Source organism: Curtobacterium sp. L1-20 (genome assembly GCF_048755855.1).
Classification (GTDB): domain Bacteria; phylum Actinomycetota; class Actinomycetes; order Actinomycetales; family Microbacteriaceae; genus Curtobacterium.
Genome location: NZ_CP151472.1, coordinates 178,615 through 195,505, shown reverse-complemented (window position 1 = coordinate 195,505; position 16,891 = coordinate 178,615). Strand labels below are relative to the sequence as shown.

The window sequence follows — 16,891 nt, the reverse complement described above, 5'->3', positions numbered from 1 at the left end:
TCCGGGAATAACAGTAACGTCGTCGCCCGGCCGACACACGCTGATCGCATGTACCGGCCGGGCGACGACGTCGGTTCTGACCGGGGCTTTACTTCACGTTGAAGCCCTGATCCTTGCCGTACGAGTCGAGCTTCGCACCCCACTCGTCGAGGCCCTTCGCGAGGGTCGTCTTACCGAGGTAGGCCTGTCCCGCCGTGTCGGAGAAGACGGTGTTGGCGTAAGACTGGTACGGCAGGTACTGCCAACCCGGGACCGCGTCGGCTGCCGACTGCGCAAAGACCTTGTTGATCTGCTGGCCGCCGAAGTAGCTGTTCGGGGTGTTGAGGAACTCCTCCGACTTCAGGTCGGCGATCGTGGTCGGGAACTGGCCGGCAGCGATGGAGAGCTTCACACCAGGACCGGCGTCCATGAACTTCAGGAACGCAGCGGAGACCATCTGGTGCTGCTTCGAGGTCTGCTTGAGCATCGCGTACCCTCCGCCGCCGTTCATCGCGCTGGCTGCCTGACCGCTGCCGTAGGTGGGCATCGGCGCAACACGCCACTGGCCGCTACCACTCGGAACACCTGACTTCAGGCTTCCGGCCATCCATGCACCGGTAGTGAGCGTCGCGATCTTCCCGTTGGCGAGGCCCTGGTACCACTCGTTGCTGAACCCGGACGCCTGCGAGAGCACCTTGTCGGTGATCAGGGGCTGGTAGAAGCTGGTGAACTTCTTCGTCGCAGCGTTGTTCAGGTCGATGGACACGTCCGACGTGCCGGATGTGGAGAAGGGCTTGGCGCCCGCCTGCCAGAGCATGCTGGTCACGAAGCCGGGGTCACCGGCGTCGGAAGCCATGGACACGGTGGGGTCAGCTTCGTGGATTTTCTTGGCGTCCGCGGCGTACTCGTCCCAGGTCTTCGGAACGGAGATCCCGAACTTGTCGAAGACGGTCTTGTTGTAGAACAGCGCCATCGGTCCGGCGTTGTGCGGCAGTTCGTACAGGGCTCCGCCAACGTTGGTGCTCGACCACACGGAGGGCGTGTACTTGTCCTTCAAGTCGCCGTAGCCGAACTGGTTCAGGTCGACGAGGGACTTCTCGAGGCCGAACTGTGGGAGCACGCTGTACTCGATGGTGGCCAGGTCGGGAGCGCCCTTCCCTGCCTTGATCGCGTTCTCGAGCTTCGTGTAGTGCGCGGCACCGGTGCCGACGTTCACCACGTTGACCGTGATGTTCGGGTGCTTGGCCTCGAACGCCTTGACGACGCCGTCGAGCGTTGTTGCCCACGTCCAGATCGTGATCGTCGTCTTCTTCTGCAGGGCGGCGTCGATCTGCGAGGAACTGACGGACTGGGTCGACCCTGACCCGTCCGAGTTGTTCGACGCGCAACCGGTGAGCCCGGCGGCGAGGGCGAGTCCGACGGTGGTGAGCGCAGCGAGTTTGCGCACGCCGTTCCGCCAGCGTTGCTGAGATTCCATGGGAGGCCTTTCTCGGGTTGGAGGTTGTCGAGTCACTGCTTGACGCTTCCGGCGGCCAGGCCGGACTGCCAGTAGCGCTGGAGGAAGAGGAACACCGCGATGATCGGGATGATCGTCAGCAGCGATCCCGTGATGACGAGGTTGAAGACTGCTTCGCCACCGGCCGTGTTCGCCTGCTCGCTCCACTGGTTCAGGCCGACGGTGAGCGGGTACCACTTCGGGTCGCTGAGCATGATGAGCGGGAGGAAGTAGTTGTTCCAGGTGCCCACGATCTCGAGCAGCAGGACCGAGATGACGCCGGGGGCGAGCAATCGTGAGGAGATGGAGAAGAACGTCCGGAACTCGTTCGAACCGTCGACCCGTGCCGCTTCGAGCAGCTCGTTCGGAATTGCTTCCTGCGCGTAGCTCCACATCAGGAACATCCCGAACGGGGTGACGAGGGACGGGATGAACACCGCCCAGGGTGTGTTGGTGAGGCCGAGCTGGCTGAACATCAGGAACGTCGGAACCGCGAGCGCTGACCCAGGAACGGCCACAGCGGCGATCACTGAGGCAAGGACGCCTCGCTTGCCGGGGAAGTCGAACTTGGCGAGTCCGTAGCCGGCGAACGTTGCGAGGAAGGTGGAAGCTCCTGCACCGACCACGACGTACAGCAGCGTGTTCAGCAGCCACCGGGCGAAGATGCCGTGCTCGTAGGAGAACACGGTGTGGATGTTGTCCCAGAGCGCAAACGGCCCAGCTGTCCACAGTCCGAAGCTTGAGAACAGCGCGTCCTGCGTCTTCGTCGAGTTCACCAGGAGCCAGAACAGCGGCAGCAGGCTGTAGATCAGCAGCAGAGCCATCGCCGCGGTGAGGACCCACGACGGTCGCGCGCGGTTCGGAGCGCCCTTTCGGCGTCGTCGCGCCGCCGGCCGGACGATCACCTCGGTACTTGGGTTGTCGGTTGCCGAAAATTCCCGGTCGAGCGAGCTGATGGTCATGTCAGGACCTCCGGCCTGCGACGCGCTGGATGATGTAGGCCACGATCATCGTGATGAGCCCCATGAGGATCGCCACGGCAGCGGCAGCGTTGTACTGCTGGCCGGCGAACGAGAGGTTGTAGGCGTACATGTTCGGGGTGAAGTGGCTGCTGATGACGTTCGGCGCCAAGGTCTTGAGGATGTTCGGCTCGTTGAAGAGCTGGAACGCACCGATCGTGGAGAAGACGACGGTGACGCCGAGGGCCGGACGAATGGCAGGGAGCTTGATGGCCTGGATGATCCGCCAGCCACCAGCACCGTCCAGGTCGGCAGCCTCGTACAGCTCCGTCGGCACCACACGCAGTGCCGAGTAGAAGACCAGCATGTTGTAGCCCATCGTGAGCCACACCATGATGTTGCCGATCGACGCGAGAACCAGGTTTGATGACAACGGGTTCGGCAGTGTGCGACCGAATAGGTCCTGCAGGTTCGCGACGAGACCGAAGTGGGTGCCGTACATGTACCCCCAGAGCAGAGCGGCGACGACGCCCGGGACTGCGTACGGCAGGAAGATGCCGAGTCGGAACAGACGCGGCAACGCGAGCCGGCCGCTGTCGATGGCCAGAGCGGCGAGGAGCGAAACGCTGAGCATGACTGGCACGAAGACAATCAGGTACAAGCTGACGCGGGCCAGGGCGTCCCAGAAGTCCGGATCGGTCAGCTGCTCGGCGTAGTTCGCGAGTCCGGCGAAGCTGTTCCCGCCGATCAGGCGGTGCTGGAACAGGCTCAAGAACACTGTGTAGGCAAGCGGCGCTACCAGGACGAGCACGAATGCCAGCATGAACGGCGCTACGAAGGCCCAGCCAATCCAGGACCGTCGTCGCCTACGTAGGCGTGGGACGGCCACTGCGGGTGACGTCGTCATACCGGAACTCCTTCGTCCAACGGGGGTGTACAAAAAGTAGCACTAGAGCGAGCATATAGCGACTGAGGTGGTCAAGATTTACGGATCGGGGCTGTCAGAGGATCCGTGGTCCCACCTCCCGGACGCCGACATGCGGGGAGAAGCGGTCCGAGAGGATCGATCCTTAAAGCTAGAGGGGTTGCCTTATGGGGGCAAAATTTGGACCGGCGGCTGGTCGCGCTCGGAAGGTTTCCACTCGTCGCGGCGCTGCATCGTTGCTGCTCGCCGTCTCCGTGGCCGCTGTGGTCGCAACGATCGGTCCGATCGGCGTCAACTCGGCGGCGCGGGCTGCGAGCATTGAGCTGGTCGTTGATGACGGCGCCGTGGTGACCTCGGGCGATTGGGCAATCTCCACGGCACTTCCGGGCTACTCCGGCAATGACTACGCCTGGTCAGCGCCGGCCCGCTCGAGCGGTCCGGCAACTGCACGTTGGGACCTCGATGTGACGGTGGGCGGAACGTACGGCGTCTACTACCGCTCCCCCGATGGGAACGCTGACCGGGCCTCGAACGCGCCCTTCACGGTGCACAGTGCAGAGGGGAACACCACGTACGGGGTCGATGAGCGAATCGCCACGCAGGGGAAGTGGGTCCTCCTCGGCAACCGCCGCTTCGACGCGGGGACGAGCGGCTTCGTCGAACTCTCCAATGATGCGGACGGGTACGTCGATGCGGACGCGATCAAGCTCGGTGCGCCGGCACAGGTCCCGATCGACGTTCAGATCGACCGAGCCGATCGGGCGGGATCGTCGGTCGCCACCATCGAGCCAGGCAACTATCGCCGCTCGAGCACGCTGGACCTGTCGGGACTCGACGGGGTCACGGTGGACGCTCGCGGGGCGACCCTCACGATGACGACGGCCTCGCCAGCGATCACGGCATCGTCGAACGATCTGACCCTGCTCGGATTGCGAGTGACCTACGATCCCCTGCCGTACACCCAAGGGCGTGTCACCGCTCTCGCATCAGACGGCGAGACGATGAATGTCCAACTCGCAAACGGCTACCCATCCCGGTTCGGAGCACGGACGCGGCTCTACGACGCCGATACGCGACGGTACAAGTTGTGGACGCCCGACAGCCACCCATCGTGGGCTCCCGGTACCGCCCGAACGGTCCGTTCCGATGCTCTGCCCGGCGCGTCGGTCGGCGACATGGTCGTCTATCAATGGACCGACACCCAAGCCCCTGCAATCTCGGTCGACGGCGCGCGCGACACGCTTCGCGACATCACGTTGAACGCCGCGCCGGGGATGGGGATCATGAATGCTGCCGGGTACGGCGGCACCGTTCTCGACGACGTTCGGATCGTTCCCGCTCCGGCCCCGTCCGGCGCATCCGATCCTCCCGTACAGTCGACAAATCTCGACGCGACCCAGTTCCAAAGCGTGCAGCACGGTCCGACGATCACGAACTGCACGATCGAGAACTCCGGAGACGACGTCAGCAGCATCGTCGGTATCGGCAGCATGATGATCGGGGCTGCGAGCGGCAGTGCGGTGACGCTGACGAGCGCCGGGTCCGGGAACCGAAGCCCCGCGCTGGTGCAGGTCGGTGACCGGCTCGCGAGGTGGCTGGACGGCCCATCCGCGATCGTGACGCGCGCGAGCGCCTCCGCTGCGGGGTGGTCCTTCGCGTTGGACCGGCCCGTGCCGACGAGCTGGACAGTCGGAGCGGAAGTCACCGACCTCGAGCGCCGCGGCAGCGGCTTCACGTTCAGGAACAACCACTTCAGCGGACCGGGCCGCGTCCTGATCAAGACGAGCCACGGGTCGATCCTCGACAACGATCTCCGTGTGCCGGTCGTCCTTGCTCCGGAGACATCCGGCCGAAGTCACGGGTACACCGGAGGCCACGTCGACATCCGGGGAAACACGTTCCGAGACCCGTTCGCACGAGCACCCGAGCAGTACGACTCGGACCAGGTCGGTGCCCTGTCGATCGACGGGTGGAATCCCTACGGCGTCTTCAGCTACCCCGATCTGACGGTGGCCGACAACACCTTCGAAACGATCCGCGGAGTCAACCTGATGATCAAGGGCGGCAGCGACGTCGTCGTCTCCGGCAACACATTCGTCGATGTCCTCAGCGCGGCTCCAGGAGACTCCGGCGGGTCGAGGGGGTACCCGATCAACACGGTCGTGTTCGTCACGCTTTCGGACAAGGTGACGTTCACGAGCAACGCGATCGTTGGACTGATTCCAGCAGGGGGCACAGCCGCGGTCGTCTGGCCGGACGCAAGCGGAGTCGCTGGACTCCCAGCAGGACTCCTCGAGGGGTAGTAGGCCGCCTGCCGCGAACGATGCGGTGAAGCCGTCGCCAAGAGGACACGCGACCTGCGGAAGCTGCTCACAACCGGAGCCCAGGGGCTGATAATTTCGGTCATGCGAGACCGCTTCACCTCTCGCTCATCGAGAAACATTTACGAAAAGGCACCTCATGCGCTTCGCCATCGGCGACACCGACTTCCTGCTCGACGGCGAGCCGCACCGGATCCTGTCCGGCGCGATCCACTACTTCCGCGTGCACCCCGACCTCTGGGCCGACCGGATCCGCAAGGCGAAGCTCATGGGGCTCAACACCATCGAGACGTACGTCGCCTGGAACGCGCACGCGCCGTCGCCGTCTTCGTTCAGTCTCGAGGACGGTCTCAACCTCGGCCGCTTCCTCGACCTCGTCGCCGCCGAAGGCATGCACGCCATCGTCCGCCCGGGCCCCTACATCTGCGCCGAGTGGACCAACGGTGGCCTGCCGTACTGGCTCTTCGCCGACGGGACCGTGGGGGTCCGGCGGGACGAGCCCGGGTTCCTCGCCGCCGTGCAGGGGTACTTGGAGCACCTCGCGCCCGTCCTCGTCCCGAGGCAGATCGACAACGGCGGCCCGATCGTGCTCGTGCAGGTCGAGAACGAGTACGGCGCGTACGGCTCGGACCCCGTGTACCTGTCGAAGCTCGAACAGATGCACCGCTCGATCGGGCTGACCGTCCCGTTCACGAGCGTCGACCAGCCGATGGGCAGCATGCTCGAGGACGGTTCGCTGCCGACGCTGCACAAGACCGGGTCGTTCGGCTCCCGCTCGACCGAACGGCTCGCGCGGCTGCGGCAGGCGCAGCCCACCGGCCCGCTCATGTGCTCCGAGTTCTGGGACGGCTGGTTCGACAGCTGGGGCGAGCACCACCACACCACGCCGGCCGACGCTTCGGCGTCGGACCTGGACGACCTGTTGGCCGCGGGCGGCTCGGTGAACATCTACATGTTCCACGGCGGCACGAACTTCGGCTTCACGAACGGGGCGAACGACAAGGGCGTGTACCGGCCGATCGCGACGTCGTACGACTACGACGCGCCGCTCGACGAGGCCGGGCGGCCGACACCGAAGTTCCACGCGTTCCGGTCGGTGATCGAGCGCTACGCGCCCGTCCCGCCGCTGCCCGCGTCGATGCAGCCGGGTGGGTCGGGGCGGCTTCTCCCGGTGGGAAAGTCTGACAGCCTGGAGGCGCGGCCCACCCCCGCCACGGACGTCGCCGTCCGTCTCGACCGCGCCGCGTCGCTCCGGTCCCTGTTGCCGGCGCTCACCGAGTGGTCCACCCACGACGCTCCGCCGACCTTCGACGCGCTCGGCGCCGCCTCCGGCTTCGTGCTGTATCGGACCGAGGTGGACCTACCGTCCGGCGGCGTGCTCACCGTCGGCGAGGAGGTCCGGGACCGCGCGATCGTCACCGCCGACGGTTTGGTCGTCGGCGTGCTCGAGCGCGAGCACCACGACCGCGCCATCGCACTCCCGCCCGTCGTCGGCACGCTCGAGCTCCTCGTCGAGGACCAGGGCCGCGTCGACTACGGCCCCCGGATCGGCGAACCGAAGGGGCTCATCGGCGGGGCGTCCGTCGACGGTGTCCCGCTCGAACGGTGGACGGCGTCGCCGCTCGCCCTCGATCCGATGCCCGAGGCCGCGCTGACGATCCTCGCCGACGCCCTGCCCACCGACGGCGACGTGCTGGCCGGGCCCGTCTTCGCCACCGGGTCGTTCGACCTCGCCGAGGCAGGGGACCGCTTCCTCGCCCTCGACGGGTTCCGGAAGGGCGTGGCGTGGGTGAACGGGTTCTGCCTCGGCCGGTACTGGTCGCGCGGGCCGCAGACGACCCTGGCCGTCCCCGGACCGGTCCTCCGCACCGGGCGGAACGAGATCGTCGTGTTCGAACTGCACGCCGCCGCGTCCCGCACCGTGTGCCTGCGCATGCAGCCGGACCTCGGCCACACCGAAGGGTAGGGCCGCACGGGCTCGCCTCGTGCGCGACGCTAGGAGACCGGCTGCAGAACCATCGACGCGACGGCGTAGTCGTAGAAGCCAGTGGGCTGGTTCACCGTCGCGTCGATGGTGAGATCGGTCGCAGTCCCGCCATTGTCGAGCGTCACACCTGTCCCGGTCGTGCTGTTCACGTTCTGGTTGCCGTTCGCCGTCACGTGGAACTGGGCGAGGTCGCCGCTGGCGGTCTCGTAATTGACCTGCATGGCCAGGTCTGTGAGGTGGAAGTGCGTGTAGCCAGTGAGCACCTCGGACGCGCCCGCGCCTAGTGTGGCCTGCGGTCGACTGTCCCAGTGGGCGCCGTCGCCGGAGAGCCCGGACCAGGACAAGGTGAGCGGCGACTTGGTGTTGTTCTCGATGGTCATCTGGATGTTGACCTCGCCCTCGCTGAACTGTGCAGCAGAGGAGGGAGACGCGGAGCTCGACGCAGCCGTCAGGTTTGCGTCCAACTGCGGCGCTGAACAAGCGGTGAGGGAGACCAATGCGGCGATGGCGATGCCGGCCAGAGCCGGACGGGTGAGGGGACGAATGGTGAAGGGCATTGTCATTCCTGTGCTCGCTGACGGTGCGCCCGGTTGGGTCGCACATTCAGCCTGCGACGACATCGCCCGACCTCTGCTGTCCATCCTCACCAGTACGAGCGACTGCACGTTTCGACCAGCACGTCTCGGTACCAGGCAGTGCAGCCCGACTCCATCGACCGATACTCGACTCGTGATGCTGGTCTCACGGGCTCCGCAGGAGCCGGAGAAGGATTGCGGCCTCGCTCAGGTCGGGCTGCTTCGTCGCCGTGAGGAGCGTCAGGGGTGACGTCGTCGCCAAGAAGCGAAGGTGCGTCAGCGCCTGGACCCGGTCGGGAGTGCGCAGCTCGGCCGAGTAGCGGCAGGAGAACTCTTCGAATCGCTCTGGATCATGGCCGTACCAGGTACGGAGCGCTGCGGACGGAGCGACCGCTTTGCACCATTCGTCCAGAGCCGCGCGTTCTTTGGTGAGCCCGCGCGGCCACAGGCGATCCACCAGCACACGGAGACCATCATCGGGAAGAGGGTCCTCGTAAACCCGGCGCACTCGAACCCTCGGTACAGAACTGTTCATCCAGGGCCTCTCCGACAAGCACGGTGCTCAGGAAACCACGACGGAGTGGGCAGCAGGAAGCCCCGACGCGTCCTGTGATGGGGCGTCGGGGCTTCTGCTGTTCAGTTGGCTGCGGTGAGGATCAGGCGCCCTGCGTGCTGCTGCTGGTTTCCACCCCACTCGGGCGAGTTCTGAACCGTCGGGTTGGTCAGACCCGCGTCGTACGACGAACCGGCACCACCGCCGCCGTACGTACCGTCCACACCGGTCGCGCCGCCCTTGTAGCCGCCACCGCCAGCTCCCGGATTGACGCCGCTGTCCGAACCGTCTGTCGGGGTGCCGCCCTGCGTGTCGTCAAGGGCACCGGCCTTGCCGCCAGAGCTGCCCGGACCCCCGTTGCTCCCGGTGAGCGAACCGTTGAGGCCCGCGAGGCCCGCCGAGCTGGTGTAGCTCACGTCGCTGATATAGCCGATGCCGCCGGAGCCGCCGGCGACCGCGACGATCTGCCCGTCGGCCGTGATGACTGAGGCACCGCCGCCGCCGAATGCATGATTCCAAGGGAAGTTCAGTGCATCGCCACCGGAGAAGGACGAACCGTTGTAGTCGAGGCCCCAGCCGCCTCGCCAGCCGTCATTTGCAGAGCCGCCCACGCCCACGGTGAGCACCTCGCCGGGCGTCACGGCGAGCGTTCCCTTGATCTCAGCGCCGTTGTTGTACCCATTGTTGTCGACGGAAGTGGCCACCCCACCAGCACCGCCCGTGAGGTCGACGTTGAGTTCCGTCACACCGGCCGGCACGGTGTAGGTCTGCGCTGCGCCCGTGAAGTCGAACGTGTGTCCCGCCGTGATGGTGAAGGTGGTCCAGTCGTCGTGGCCGGAGCTGTTGCTGGCCGTGGTCGTGTACGACGTGCTCGTCGTGGTTGCCGAGGAGCTGTTGTTGCCGATGAGCGGGTCGCTGGCCTTGAAAGTGAACTTCGAGCCGGTCGCGTCCTGGTAGACGATCGTCATGGAGTTGTCGCCCGAGCCGTAGTCGGTGACCTTCGCGGTGGCACCGGCAGCGAGCGTCTTGGGAGCCTGGTCCTGCCAGTGCGTGACGCCCCCTGCGTGGGAAGCGCTCACCAGGGTGAGGTCCTCCTGGGTGTTGTTCGTGATGCTGGACGTCATCTGGGTCGCCTTGTCGACATCAGGCGCGCCAGCGGCGACGTCGGAAGGGAGCGTCGAGCACGCTGCGAGAGCGAGTGGCAGGACCGCGGCTGCTGCGACGACCGTGATGCCACCGGCGAGTGTTTTCTTCAAGGGAAGCCTCCGTTGAGCGACCGTCACGGGTCGCACTTGCTTGTTCGCGGCCGGTTGGCCGCCGATGGATCAAGCATCTGAGAAGCACCGGACGGAGCGACTGCGAGAACCGACCAGTGTTTTGAACGGCAGGCCCCTGTGTATTGGGGCTAGGGCCCCGTGCAGGTGTACTGGTCGTTCTGTACAGCGCAGGGTGCCGGCACATCGTCGACAGTTGGGTGAGCGGCCACCAATCCGGAGTCCAAGGAGGACCGATGATCACTGCAACGCCCATCAACTCGTTCACGTACGAGACACAAGTCGCTGCTGCGCCTGTTGCAGCAGTGCGCGAGCGGACTGCCTTCGATTTCAGCGAGGTCCGGCAGACGCGCAGACAACACCGATTGGCCGTCGCAGCGACATGGGTCGCCGCCGTGTCCACCATCGTGTTCGCTGTCGCCGTGATCCTCGTTCGCTGACGAGCGGCTGAATCTGAAGGAGCGTTGTCATGCTGATGGATCTCGATTTTCGCGCCGGGACGACGGATTTTCGCGGCGACGTGGAGGACTTCGCCTGGTATCGCGACAGCCTGATCGCCGTGCGTCTTCCGGTGGAAGCGTGGACACCGCATGCAGCTGTCGAGCCGGAGCATGGTCCAGTGGAACTCCTGGTCAATAACCGCGCCGTCGGTGAGTGCGAGTTCGACGTCGACGCATCCGCGATCCCGACGCTCAGCGGTTTGCGGATCAGCGACCCCGAGTTCTGCGGACGCGGCTTCGGCCTGCAGTTCCTGCGGCTGCTGACTGATTTCCTGTGCAGGCTCACGAATGCCGACGCTCTTGCCTTCGTCGTATCCGCTGACGACGCAGCGTCCAACCGAATCGCGCAGAACGCAGGGTTTCGGTACGTACGTCCGCACGCTGTCCGCTCCGGGGACGCCGTGAAGCGCGTGAATGAGTGGCGACTTGGTCGGACCGGAGATGCCCGCCCCGTCCAGGTCGCGAGCAACGGATGACGATCTACACGAAGGTCGCCGGTACCGCGGCTGCGCTGGTTATCCTTTGGCTCTACGTCGGGCTGGTGCTCCTCGGTGTCCTGCATAACGTCGCACTGTTGCCGGTGTGGGTGGTGCTGGGGAGTTCGGCAGTCGCCGTCGTGATCCTCCTGTACCTGATCACGACCGCTGAGAACTGGGGTCTGCGGCGCATCCGCGCAGATCTGCTTCTGGCTGCGACCGTCGGAGGGGTGCTCGCCATCGTTCTCGGTGGGACCATCGATGCGTTGATCCAGCCGACGTCCGCTACCGGCGCACTGGACGACCGAGCATTACTGCTGTCAGGGTTCATCGAGGAAGCCTGCAAATTGGCGGTCGTGTTCCTCTTCCTTCGACGCCGTGCGGATCGCTCACCGCTGGACGGTTTCCTGCTCGGCGCCGCGGTCGGCCTCGGCTTCGCGACGTTCGAGAACATGGGTTACGCGGTCACTCCGTTCATTGATCACCAGTTCGGCGTCGCCACCTTGCTGCAGTCCGCTGCGGTTCAGGGGCAACGAGCGTTGTTTGAGCCCTTCGGGCACCCGCTCTGGTCGGCCCTTCTCGGTTCCGTCATCGTGGTCGCTCCCCACCGTCGACACCCGATCCTCCGCATCGCGTTGGCCTACGTCGGCGTTGCTGTCGCGCATGGGTCCTGGGACGGCGCAGCCGTTCTCGGAGAACGAGTCCTCGGCTCATCAGGACTCGCGATCGCCAACACCGGGGTGTGGCTTCTCACCATCGCAGAGGTGGTCACACTCGCAGTGGTGATCCGCGCACGTCGCGCCGATCACCACCGAGGTGCGAAGTACAACTGACGCCTCGCTCGAACTCCGCCGAGATCCGCCAGGACGTTGGGTTACGAGGGTGCGGAGGCCAGACACAGCACGCTGTCCACCAGCCGGTCCGTGTCGGCCTGTGGATCGAGCGGCATGCCGAAGTGGGACCACAGCAGTGCCGGAGCGAGAACAAGTTCGATGACGCGCAGCCCGTCGATGCGTGTCACGTGCGCAGCGTCCAACATCGCTTGGAACGCTTGGACGCGCGGTTCCATGAGCGATCGAACGGCATCGACCTCATCGGAACCTTGCGCCTGCGCCACCGCCGATCCGAGCGCCTGAACGACGGGGCTCGTCCGGAGGTCACGGTACGTGCCGAGCAGCTGGCGGGTGTAGCGCGTCAGATCCTCGCGCAAATCACCGGTTGCGGGCACGGGTGATGCCTCGGCAATATCGGCCACCGCGAGGTCCAAGAGGATCGACTCTACTGTTCCCCACCGACGGTAGACGGTGGTCGGGTGCACCCCTGACCGAGCGGCGATGGCAGCCATCGTGGGGGTGGTGCGTGTTTCAGCGAGGAGCTCGCGGGCAGCGTCATGCACAGCCGCTCGGGTACGCGCGGTGCGTCCTCCCGGGCGGACGGCACCAACGTGTTCAGGCATGCGACCCAGCGTAATGCGGCAGTCCTGCTGCATCGACGGATCTCTATCGCAACGTAACTTGCGTTAGAATGGGGCGCTGGACGCAGACTTCGCGCTGCCGGTCGGTAGGTCTCCTCAGACCACTCACTCGGGTGCGTAGCAAGTCTCGTCGACGCAGAGCTGCGACCTGCTTTCCAGTTGCCACGAACAGAGCGCCATAAAGAGAGGAGTGAGGAACACCGTGACAAAAGCGCTCATCGTGGGCGCCGGCATCGCCGGAGACACCCTCGCGACCTTGTTAGCGCGGGCTGGTTGGGCTGTCACGGTCGTTGAACTCGCACCGGCGCTTCGGTCAGGCGGGCAGACTGTCGACCTCCGCGGAGACGCGCGCTCCGCGTTGGAGCAACTTGGGTTGCTCGACGCTGCGCAACAGCTCCTGGTGGCGCAGCGCGGAATCGCGTGGGTCGACGCGCGCGGGCGGCGCCTTGCCGAGATGCCAGTCACCGCCTTCGATGGACAGGGCTTCGTCTCCACGGAGGAGCTCCTCCGCACCGACCTCGCGCAGCTGCTGCATCGCGCCGCGACCCAGGCAGGAGCCATCCATCGGTTCGGGGACACCGTCGATGAGGTTCGTGATGTGGACGGCGGTGCAGTAGTCCGGTTCCGTTCCGGCGCAACATGTGAATACGACCTCGTGGTCGGTGCCGACGGTGCGCACTCACGGGTTCGGGCCCTGCGGTTCGGAGCGGAAGACCAGTTCCGGCACCCGCTCGGACTTGCTCATGCCTGGTATACCTTGCGGGAGGAAGAGGGAACCCCGTCCCTTGATGGCTGGTTCCTGGTTCACAACGCTCCCGGTAGGCGCGCCGTGGAAGCCCGCCCGGGACATCCCGGCGAGCAGGAGATCGGTTTCACTTTCGGAGCGACGTCCCTCCCGCCGCGAGGCGATGCCGAGAGCCGCCTCGCCCTGCTTCATCACGTGTTCGGCTCCGTCGGATGGCGTGCCCCGGAACTGTTGGCGGCGGCCAGTGCGGCCGGGGACTTCACCCTCGACACCTACGACCAAGTGCGCGTCCCGTCGTGGGTCGCAGGTCGCGTGGTGCTCCTGGGTGATGCGGCGTGGTGCGCGAGCCCGCTGAGCGGCTTGGGGACAGCGCTCGCGCTTCGAGGTGCCACGGCACTCGCTGACGCACTCGGGTCTCCTCCCGTCCAGGGGACCCGGCTGACAACTGCACTGCGCTCGTACGAACAGACGATGCGCCCGGCAGCTGAAGCAGCGCAGCGGCTCATCCCCGGAAGGGTGAACATGGTCGCCCCGCGGCGGAGATCGGGCATCGCCGCAAACGCCATTGCCATGAGAGTTCTGCAGTGGCGGATCCTGACGCCCATGATCCGCCGTGTCGGTCAGCAGCGCGGCCACGGCGGCTAGCACGCCGCTGCGCCTGCACTTCCGGGCTTGTGTCGGTCACAGCCGTCACCTCACCGCTCATCCTTTTCATGCTGGTAAGGACTTTCTCATCGCGACGAAAAAAATTACGATATGCCCAGTCAGGTACGACCTTGCTTGCGCTCGTGCCGACTTCGAGGAGTTGACGTGCTGATCTGGGACGAAGCCGACCTTCAGGCTCTCGAGAGTGCTGGCTCGGAAGCGCTGCAGAGCTCCCCGCGACTCGTCGTTGTGCACGGCGGTCCTGGGTCGGGGCGAACTCGCTTTCTTTCGACCGTGGCCGACCAGTTCCTCGCGCAAGCGAGGTCCCATGGCGCGCAGGCACGCCGGTGGGCAGCGCAAGGCTCGTTGGGAACCGCCGCGCCGTTCCAGGGACTGCGGGATCTCGGGGTGCTCCTCCCTGCCCTCGGAGAGGGCCCGACTGCCCTTGAGGTGGAACAGGAGTTGCGAGAGGCGATCGACGAGGCCCTCGACGTGGGGCCGCTCCTCATCGTGATCGACGACCTGCAATGGCTCGACCCTGAGTCTGTTGATGCGTTGGCTCGTGTCCTCGGAAGCGCTGTGGCGGAGCGCCTGCTCGTCGTCGTCACGGTCGGGCACTTCGAGCCGTTCCAGCACCTGCGATGGCAAGCGCTCTCGACGAGCAGCCCGTTGGTGCGGCACGTCGAGTTGCACGCGCTGTCCCTTGAATCTGCGACCCTCGTCGCGCGTGAGCTCCGGTCAGACGTCCGCGATGGTCTCGTTCAACGAGTGTGGAAGCACACCCGCGGCAACCCATTGTTCTTCACCTCGCTGCTCCGTCGCATCGATCCGCTCGACCTCGAACGCATGGTGCAACTGCCTGCGCCCACGGAGTACGCACGAGCCATTGAGGTGCGTCTTTCGACACTCGGAGTTGAACCGGTGCGGCTCGCACGCGCCACCGCCGTCATTGGCACCGGATGGACGTCGCTCGCAGAAGCTGCGTACCTTGCGGACCTCACCGACGCGGCGGCGGCCCTCGACGTACTCGCACGCGAATACATTCTCGAGCAACGCTCCAGCGATCTCGGTACGGAGATCCGGATCGTGCACGCGGTCATTCAGGCCAGCATCTACCAGTTCATCCCCACGACGGACCGGATAGCCCTCCACGCTCGTGCAGCGGATCTCGCGGCGGACGAACCGACCGAGCTGCGGCATCTCTTCGCCGCAGCCACCACCTACGACGACCAGCTAGCGCGCCGGCTGGAAGAGGCAGCCGACAGGGCACGGGCAGACCGTCGGCATCGTCTTGCAGCGCAGTACCTTGACTGGGCCAGCCGTGTCACTGCGAGTGGGATGCTTCGCAGCACCCGCTACCTCGACGCCCTCTACGAATGGATCCTCGCCGGCAACGTGGAGTATGTGCGCGATCAGCTGCCGGAAGTTCACCGTGCGCGAGACAGGAACGGTGCGGCGCTAGTCCTCGGCGCGCTGCTGGTCCTCGACAACAACTGGACGGACGCGCTGCGCATCTTGCGTCCGATATCCGGAGCGGAGGTGGCAACACTGCGCGCCTACCGCATCGAGGTGCTGCTGGCCTGGTCGAGCATGACTGCAGGTGAGGCCTCGGACACAACTGACACCCACCTTGCACGGGCAGAGTCGCTCCCCATCCGGGACGATGGGCTTGCCGGGCTCTTCAGCATCACCTCGGCCATGCTTGACCGGCGTCAGGACCGTGTTCGGCAGACGGAGGAACGACTGCGGAAGCTTCCTCGACGAGAAGCTGCAGTGCCGGTGGAGGACACATACTGGCTGGCTTGGCGGGGATTCGCTGCGGCCCTGCACGGCAGAGCGTCCGAGGCCATCACTCCGCTCCGAGAAGTCGACGCGCGCATCGCGACCGGATTATCGGACGTCGGCGACGGTCTCGCTCAGGCGTTCCTGGGCCTTGCTCACTGGTTGAACGGAGCAGCCGAGGTTGCCGCGATCCACTTCCGCAACGCCGAAGCGCAGCTCCGTCCGCGACCCAACCCGCTGACTTCTTCACTCATAGCAATCGGACAGACCACCAGCGGAAACAACGAGCGAGCAACTGCGCTCCTCGAGTCGGCGCGAACGACACTTCGGGATATGCCTTGGGACGAAGGCGTCAATGTCTTGCTGACCGCGAGCGTCTTCCATCTCCACGCATACGGCAGCGAACGCGAACGCGCCGCTCTGTTGCCACGGCATCGGCGGGACTTCGGCAGCAAGGCCGATCAGCCCGACGGAGCGATCGGCTCGATTTGGAAGGCCCAAGCTGCGCTCGCGCATATCTGGGCCGGCGAACCCGAGCCAGCACTCGCACTCGCCGCTTCCATCCGACAGACACCGGAGCTGGACTGGTCACGGGGCGTAGCAACCTGGCTCGAGGCTCTGGTGGCGGAACGGCGCGGCGACATCGCGGGCGCAGTCGATCTACTCGCCGGCATCCGGCGAGCAGACGCTGCGTCGCTCCCGCTATACGCAGCGCACATCGCGGCCGATCATGCTCGACTCGCGGCTGCCACAGGCGACACCGAAACGGCCACAACCCAAGCCCGGCGCGCGCAAGAGCTCTACACCTCGATGAATGCAGTCCCGTACCTCTCGTCCGAGTCAGTGATCGCACCCGAGTCCCTGTCTCCATCGACATCCAGCGAACACACTCCACATGCCCTTGACGCGTCACCGGCATCAGGCTCGAGCGGAGCCCCGCTCAGCGCGACCACCACGTCGTCGCCCGGCGTCTTCAGCGCCCTCACCGAACGCGAGCGAGCGGTGGCTGCGCTCGTCGTCACCGGAATGAGCTACGCACAGATCGCACGTGAGCTTTTCATCACGCGCAGTACCGTGGGCTACCACCTGACCCGCATCTACGCGAAGACGGCGACCGCAACCCGCCACGAACTGAGCGAACTCGCACGTCGACGTTGACCGCTCCCACTCGGGCAGCCAGTGCCCCGGGAAGCCGTGGCAA

At 65.8% G+C, this 16,891-nt stretch carries 14 protein-coding genes; 7 read left to right on the top strand and 7 right to left on the bottom strand.

Annotated features, from left to right (window positions below):
- Positions 1-88: 88 nt before the first annotated feature.
- Genes AAEP86_RS00960 through AAEP86_RS00950 form a run of 3 tightly spaced genes read right to left on the bottom strand, consistent with a single transcriptional unit; the run spans position 89 to position 3,340 of the window.
- Positions 89-1,456: an ABC transporter substrate-binding protein gene (locus AAEP86_RS00960; RefSeq protein WP_420366991.1), complete on the bottom strand. Its 1,368-nt coding sequence runs from the start codon at positions 1,454-1,456 to the stop codon at positions 89-91.
- A gap of 32 nt (positions 1,457-1,488) precedes the next feature.
- Complete coding sequence (locus AAEP86_RS00955; RefSeq protein WP_420366990.1) at positions 1,489-2,436, bottom strand: carbohydrate ABC transporter permease; 948 nt, start codon at positions 2,434-2,436, stop codon at positions 1,489-1,491.
- Between the two features lies 1 nt (position 2,437).
- Positions 2,438-3,340: a carbohydrate ABC transporter permease gene (locus AAEP86_RS00950; protein WP_420366989.1), complete on the bottom strand. Its 903-nt coding sequence runs from the start codon at positions 3,338-3,340 to the stop codon at positions 2,438-2,440.
- Between the two features lie 254 nt (positions 3,341-3,594).
- On the opposite strand from AAEP86_RS00950, the gene AAEP86_RS00945 reads away from it, so the two are divergent.
- A complete protein-coding gene (locus AAEP86_RS00945; protein WP_420366988.1) occupies positions 3,595-5,661 on the top strand; it encodes a hypothetical protein in 2,067 nt (688 codons plus the stop codon).
- Positions 5,662-5,818: 157 nt separating this feature from the next.
- Entirely contained in the window at positions 5,819-7,645 is a 1,827-nt protein-coding gene (locus tag AAEP86_RS00940) for a glycoside hydrolase family 35 protein (RefSeq protein ID WP_420366987.1), read from the top strand.
- A 29-nt stretch (positions 7,646-7,674) separates the two neighbouring features.
- Here AAEP86_RS00940 and AAEP86_RS00935 read toward each other — a convergent pair whose 3' ends face one another.
- From AAEP86_RS00935 to AAEP86_RS00925, 3 genes are all read right to left on the bottom strand, one after another.
- Positions 7,675-8,223 (bottom strand): hypothetical protein, encoded by a 549-nt coding sequence (locus tag AAEP86_RS00935; RefSeq protein ID WP_420366986.1) that lies wholly within the window; start codon positions 8,221-8,223, stop codon positions 7,675-7,677.
- 184 nt (positions 8,224-8,407) lie between these two features.
- A complete protein-coding gene (locus tag AAEP86_RS00930; protein WP_420366985.1) occupies positions 8,408-8,776 on the bottom strand; it encodes a DUF488 domain-containing protein in 369 nt (122 codons plus the stop codon).
- Between the two features lie 101 nt (positions 8,777-8,877).
- The gene (locus tag AAEP86_RS00925) at positions 8,878-10,050 is read right to left on the bottom strand and encodes a hypothetical protein (protein WP_420366984.1); all 1,173 of its coding nucleotides are present in this window, start codon (positions 10,048-10,050) and stop codon (positions 8,878-8,880) included.
- 254 nt (positions 10,051-10,304) lie between these two features.
- On the opposite strand from AAEP86_RS00925, the gene AAEP86_RS00920 reads away from it, so the two are divergent.
- From AAEP86_RS00920 to AAEP86_RS00910, 3 genes are read left to right on the top strand one after another with little or no spacing between them, the layout of a single operon-like run.
- Complete coding sequence (locus AAEP86_RS00920) at positions 10,305-10,508, top strand: hypothetical protein (RefSeq protein WP_420366983.1); 204 nt, start codon at positions 10,305-10,307, stop codon at positions 10,506-10,508.
- Positions 10,509-10,537: 29 nt separating this feature from the next.
- The gene (locus AAEP86_RS00915; protein ID WP_420366982.1) at positions 10,538-11,044 is read left to right on the top strand and encodes a GNAT family N-acetyltransferase; all 507 of its coding nucleotides are present in this window, start codon (positions 10,538-10,540) and stop codon (positions 11,042-11,044) included.
- Positions 11,041-11,877, top strand: a complete 837-nt coding sequence (locus tag AAEP86_RS00910; protein WP_420366981.1) for a PrsW family intramembrane metalloprotease — start codon at positions 11,041-11,043, stop codon at positions 11,875-11,877. The genes AAEP86_RS00915 and AAEP86_RS00910 overlap by 4 nt, the downstream gene beginning before the upstream one ends.
- 41 nt (positions 11,878-11,918) lie before the next feature.
- On the opposite strand, the gene AAEP86_RS00905 is transcribed toward AAEP86_RS00910, so the two are convergent.
- Positions 11,919-12,311: a hypothetical protein gene (locus tag AAEP86_RS00905; RefSeq protein ID WP_420366980.1), complete on the bottom strand. Its 393-nt coding sequence runs from the start codon at positions 12,309-12,311 to the stop codon at positions 11,919-11,921.
- Positions 12,312-12,720: 409 nt separating this feature from the next.
- On the opposite strand from AAEP86_RS00905, the gene AAEP86_RS00900 reads away from it, so the two are divergent.
- Both AAEP86_RS00900 and AAEP86_RS00895 read left to right on the top strand, forming a co-directional pair.
- Positions 12,721-13,908, top strand: coding sequence for an FAD-dependent monooxygenase (locus AAEP86_RS00900; RefSeq protein ID WP_420366979.1), 1,188 nt, complete (start codon positions 12,721-12,723; stop codon positions 13,906-13,908).
- Positions 13,909-14,073: 165 nt separating this feature from the next.
- A complete protein-coding gene (locus AAEP86_RS00895; RefSeq protein WP_420366978.1) occupies positions 14,074-16,848 on the top strand; it encodes an AAA family ATPase in 2,775 nt (924 codons plus the stop codon).
- The last annotated feature ends 43 nt before the right edge of the window (positions 16,849-16,891 follow it).

Bases quoted from the DNA above. Each gene is read 5' to 3' on its own strand.
- AAEP86_RS00950 (WP_420366989.1), bottom strand. From the start codon at position 3,340: ATGACGACGTCACCCGCAGTGGCCGTCCCACGCCTACGTAGGCGACGA.
- AAEP86_RS00930 (WP_420366985.1), bottom strand. From the start codon at position 8,776: ATGAACAGTTCTGTACCGAGGGTTCGAGTGCGCCGGGTTTACGAGGAC.
- AAEP86_RS00955 (WP_420366990.1), bottom strand. From the start codon at position 2,436: ATGACCATCAGCTCGCTCGACCGGGAATTTTCGGCAACCGACAACCCA.
- AAEP86_RS00915 (WP_420366982.1), top strand. From the start codon at position 10,538: ATGCTGATGGATCTCGATTTTCGCGCCGGGACGACGGATTTTCGCGGC.
- AAEP86_RS00940 (WP_420366987.1), top strand. From the start codon at position 5,819: ATGCGCTTCGCCATCGGCGACACCGACTTCCTGCTCGACGGCGAGCCG.
- AAEP86_RS00920 (WP_420366983.1), top strand. From the start codon at position 10,305: ATGATCACTGCAACGCCCATCAACTCGTTCACGTACGAGACACAAGTC.
- AAEP86_RS00935 (WP_420366986.1), bottom strand. From the start codon at position 8,223: ATGCCCTTCACCATTCGTCCCCTCACCCGTCCGGCTCTGGCCGGCATC.
- AAEP86_RS00910 (WP_420366981.1), top strand. From the start codon at position 11,041: ATGACGATCTACACGAAGGTCGCCGGTACCGCGGCTGCGCTGGTTATC.
- AAEP86_RS00960 (WP_420366991.1), bottom strand. From the start codon at position 1,456: ATGGAATCTCAGCAACGCTGGCGGAACGGCGTGCGCAAACTCGCTGCG.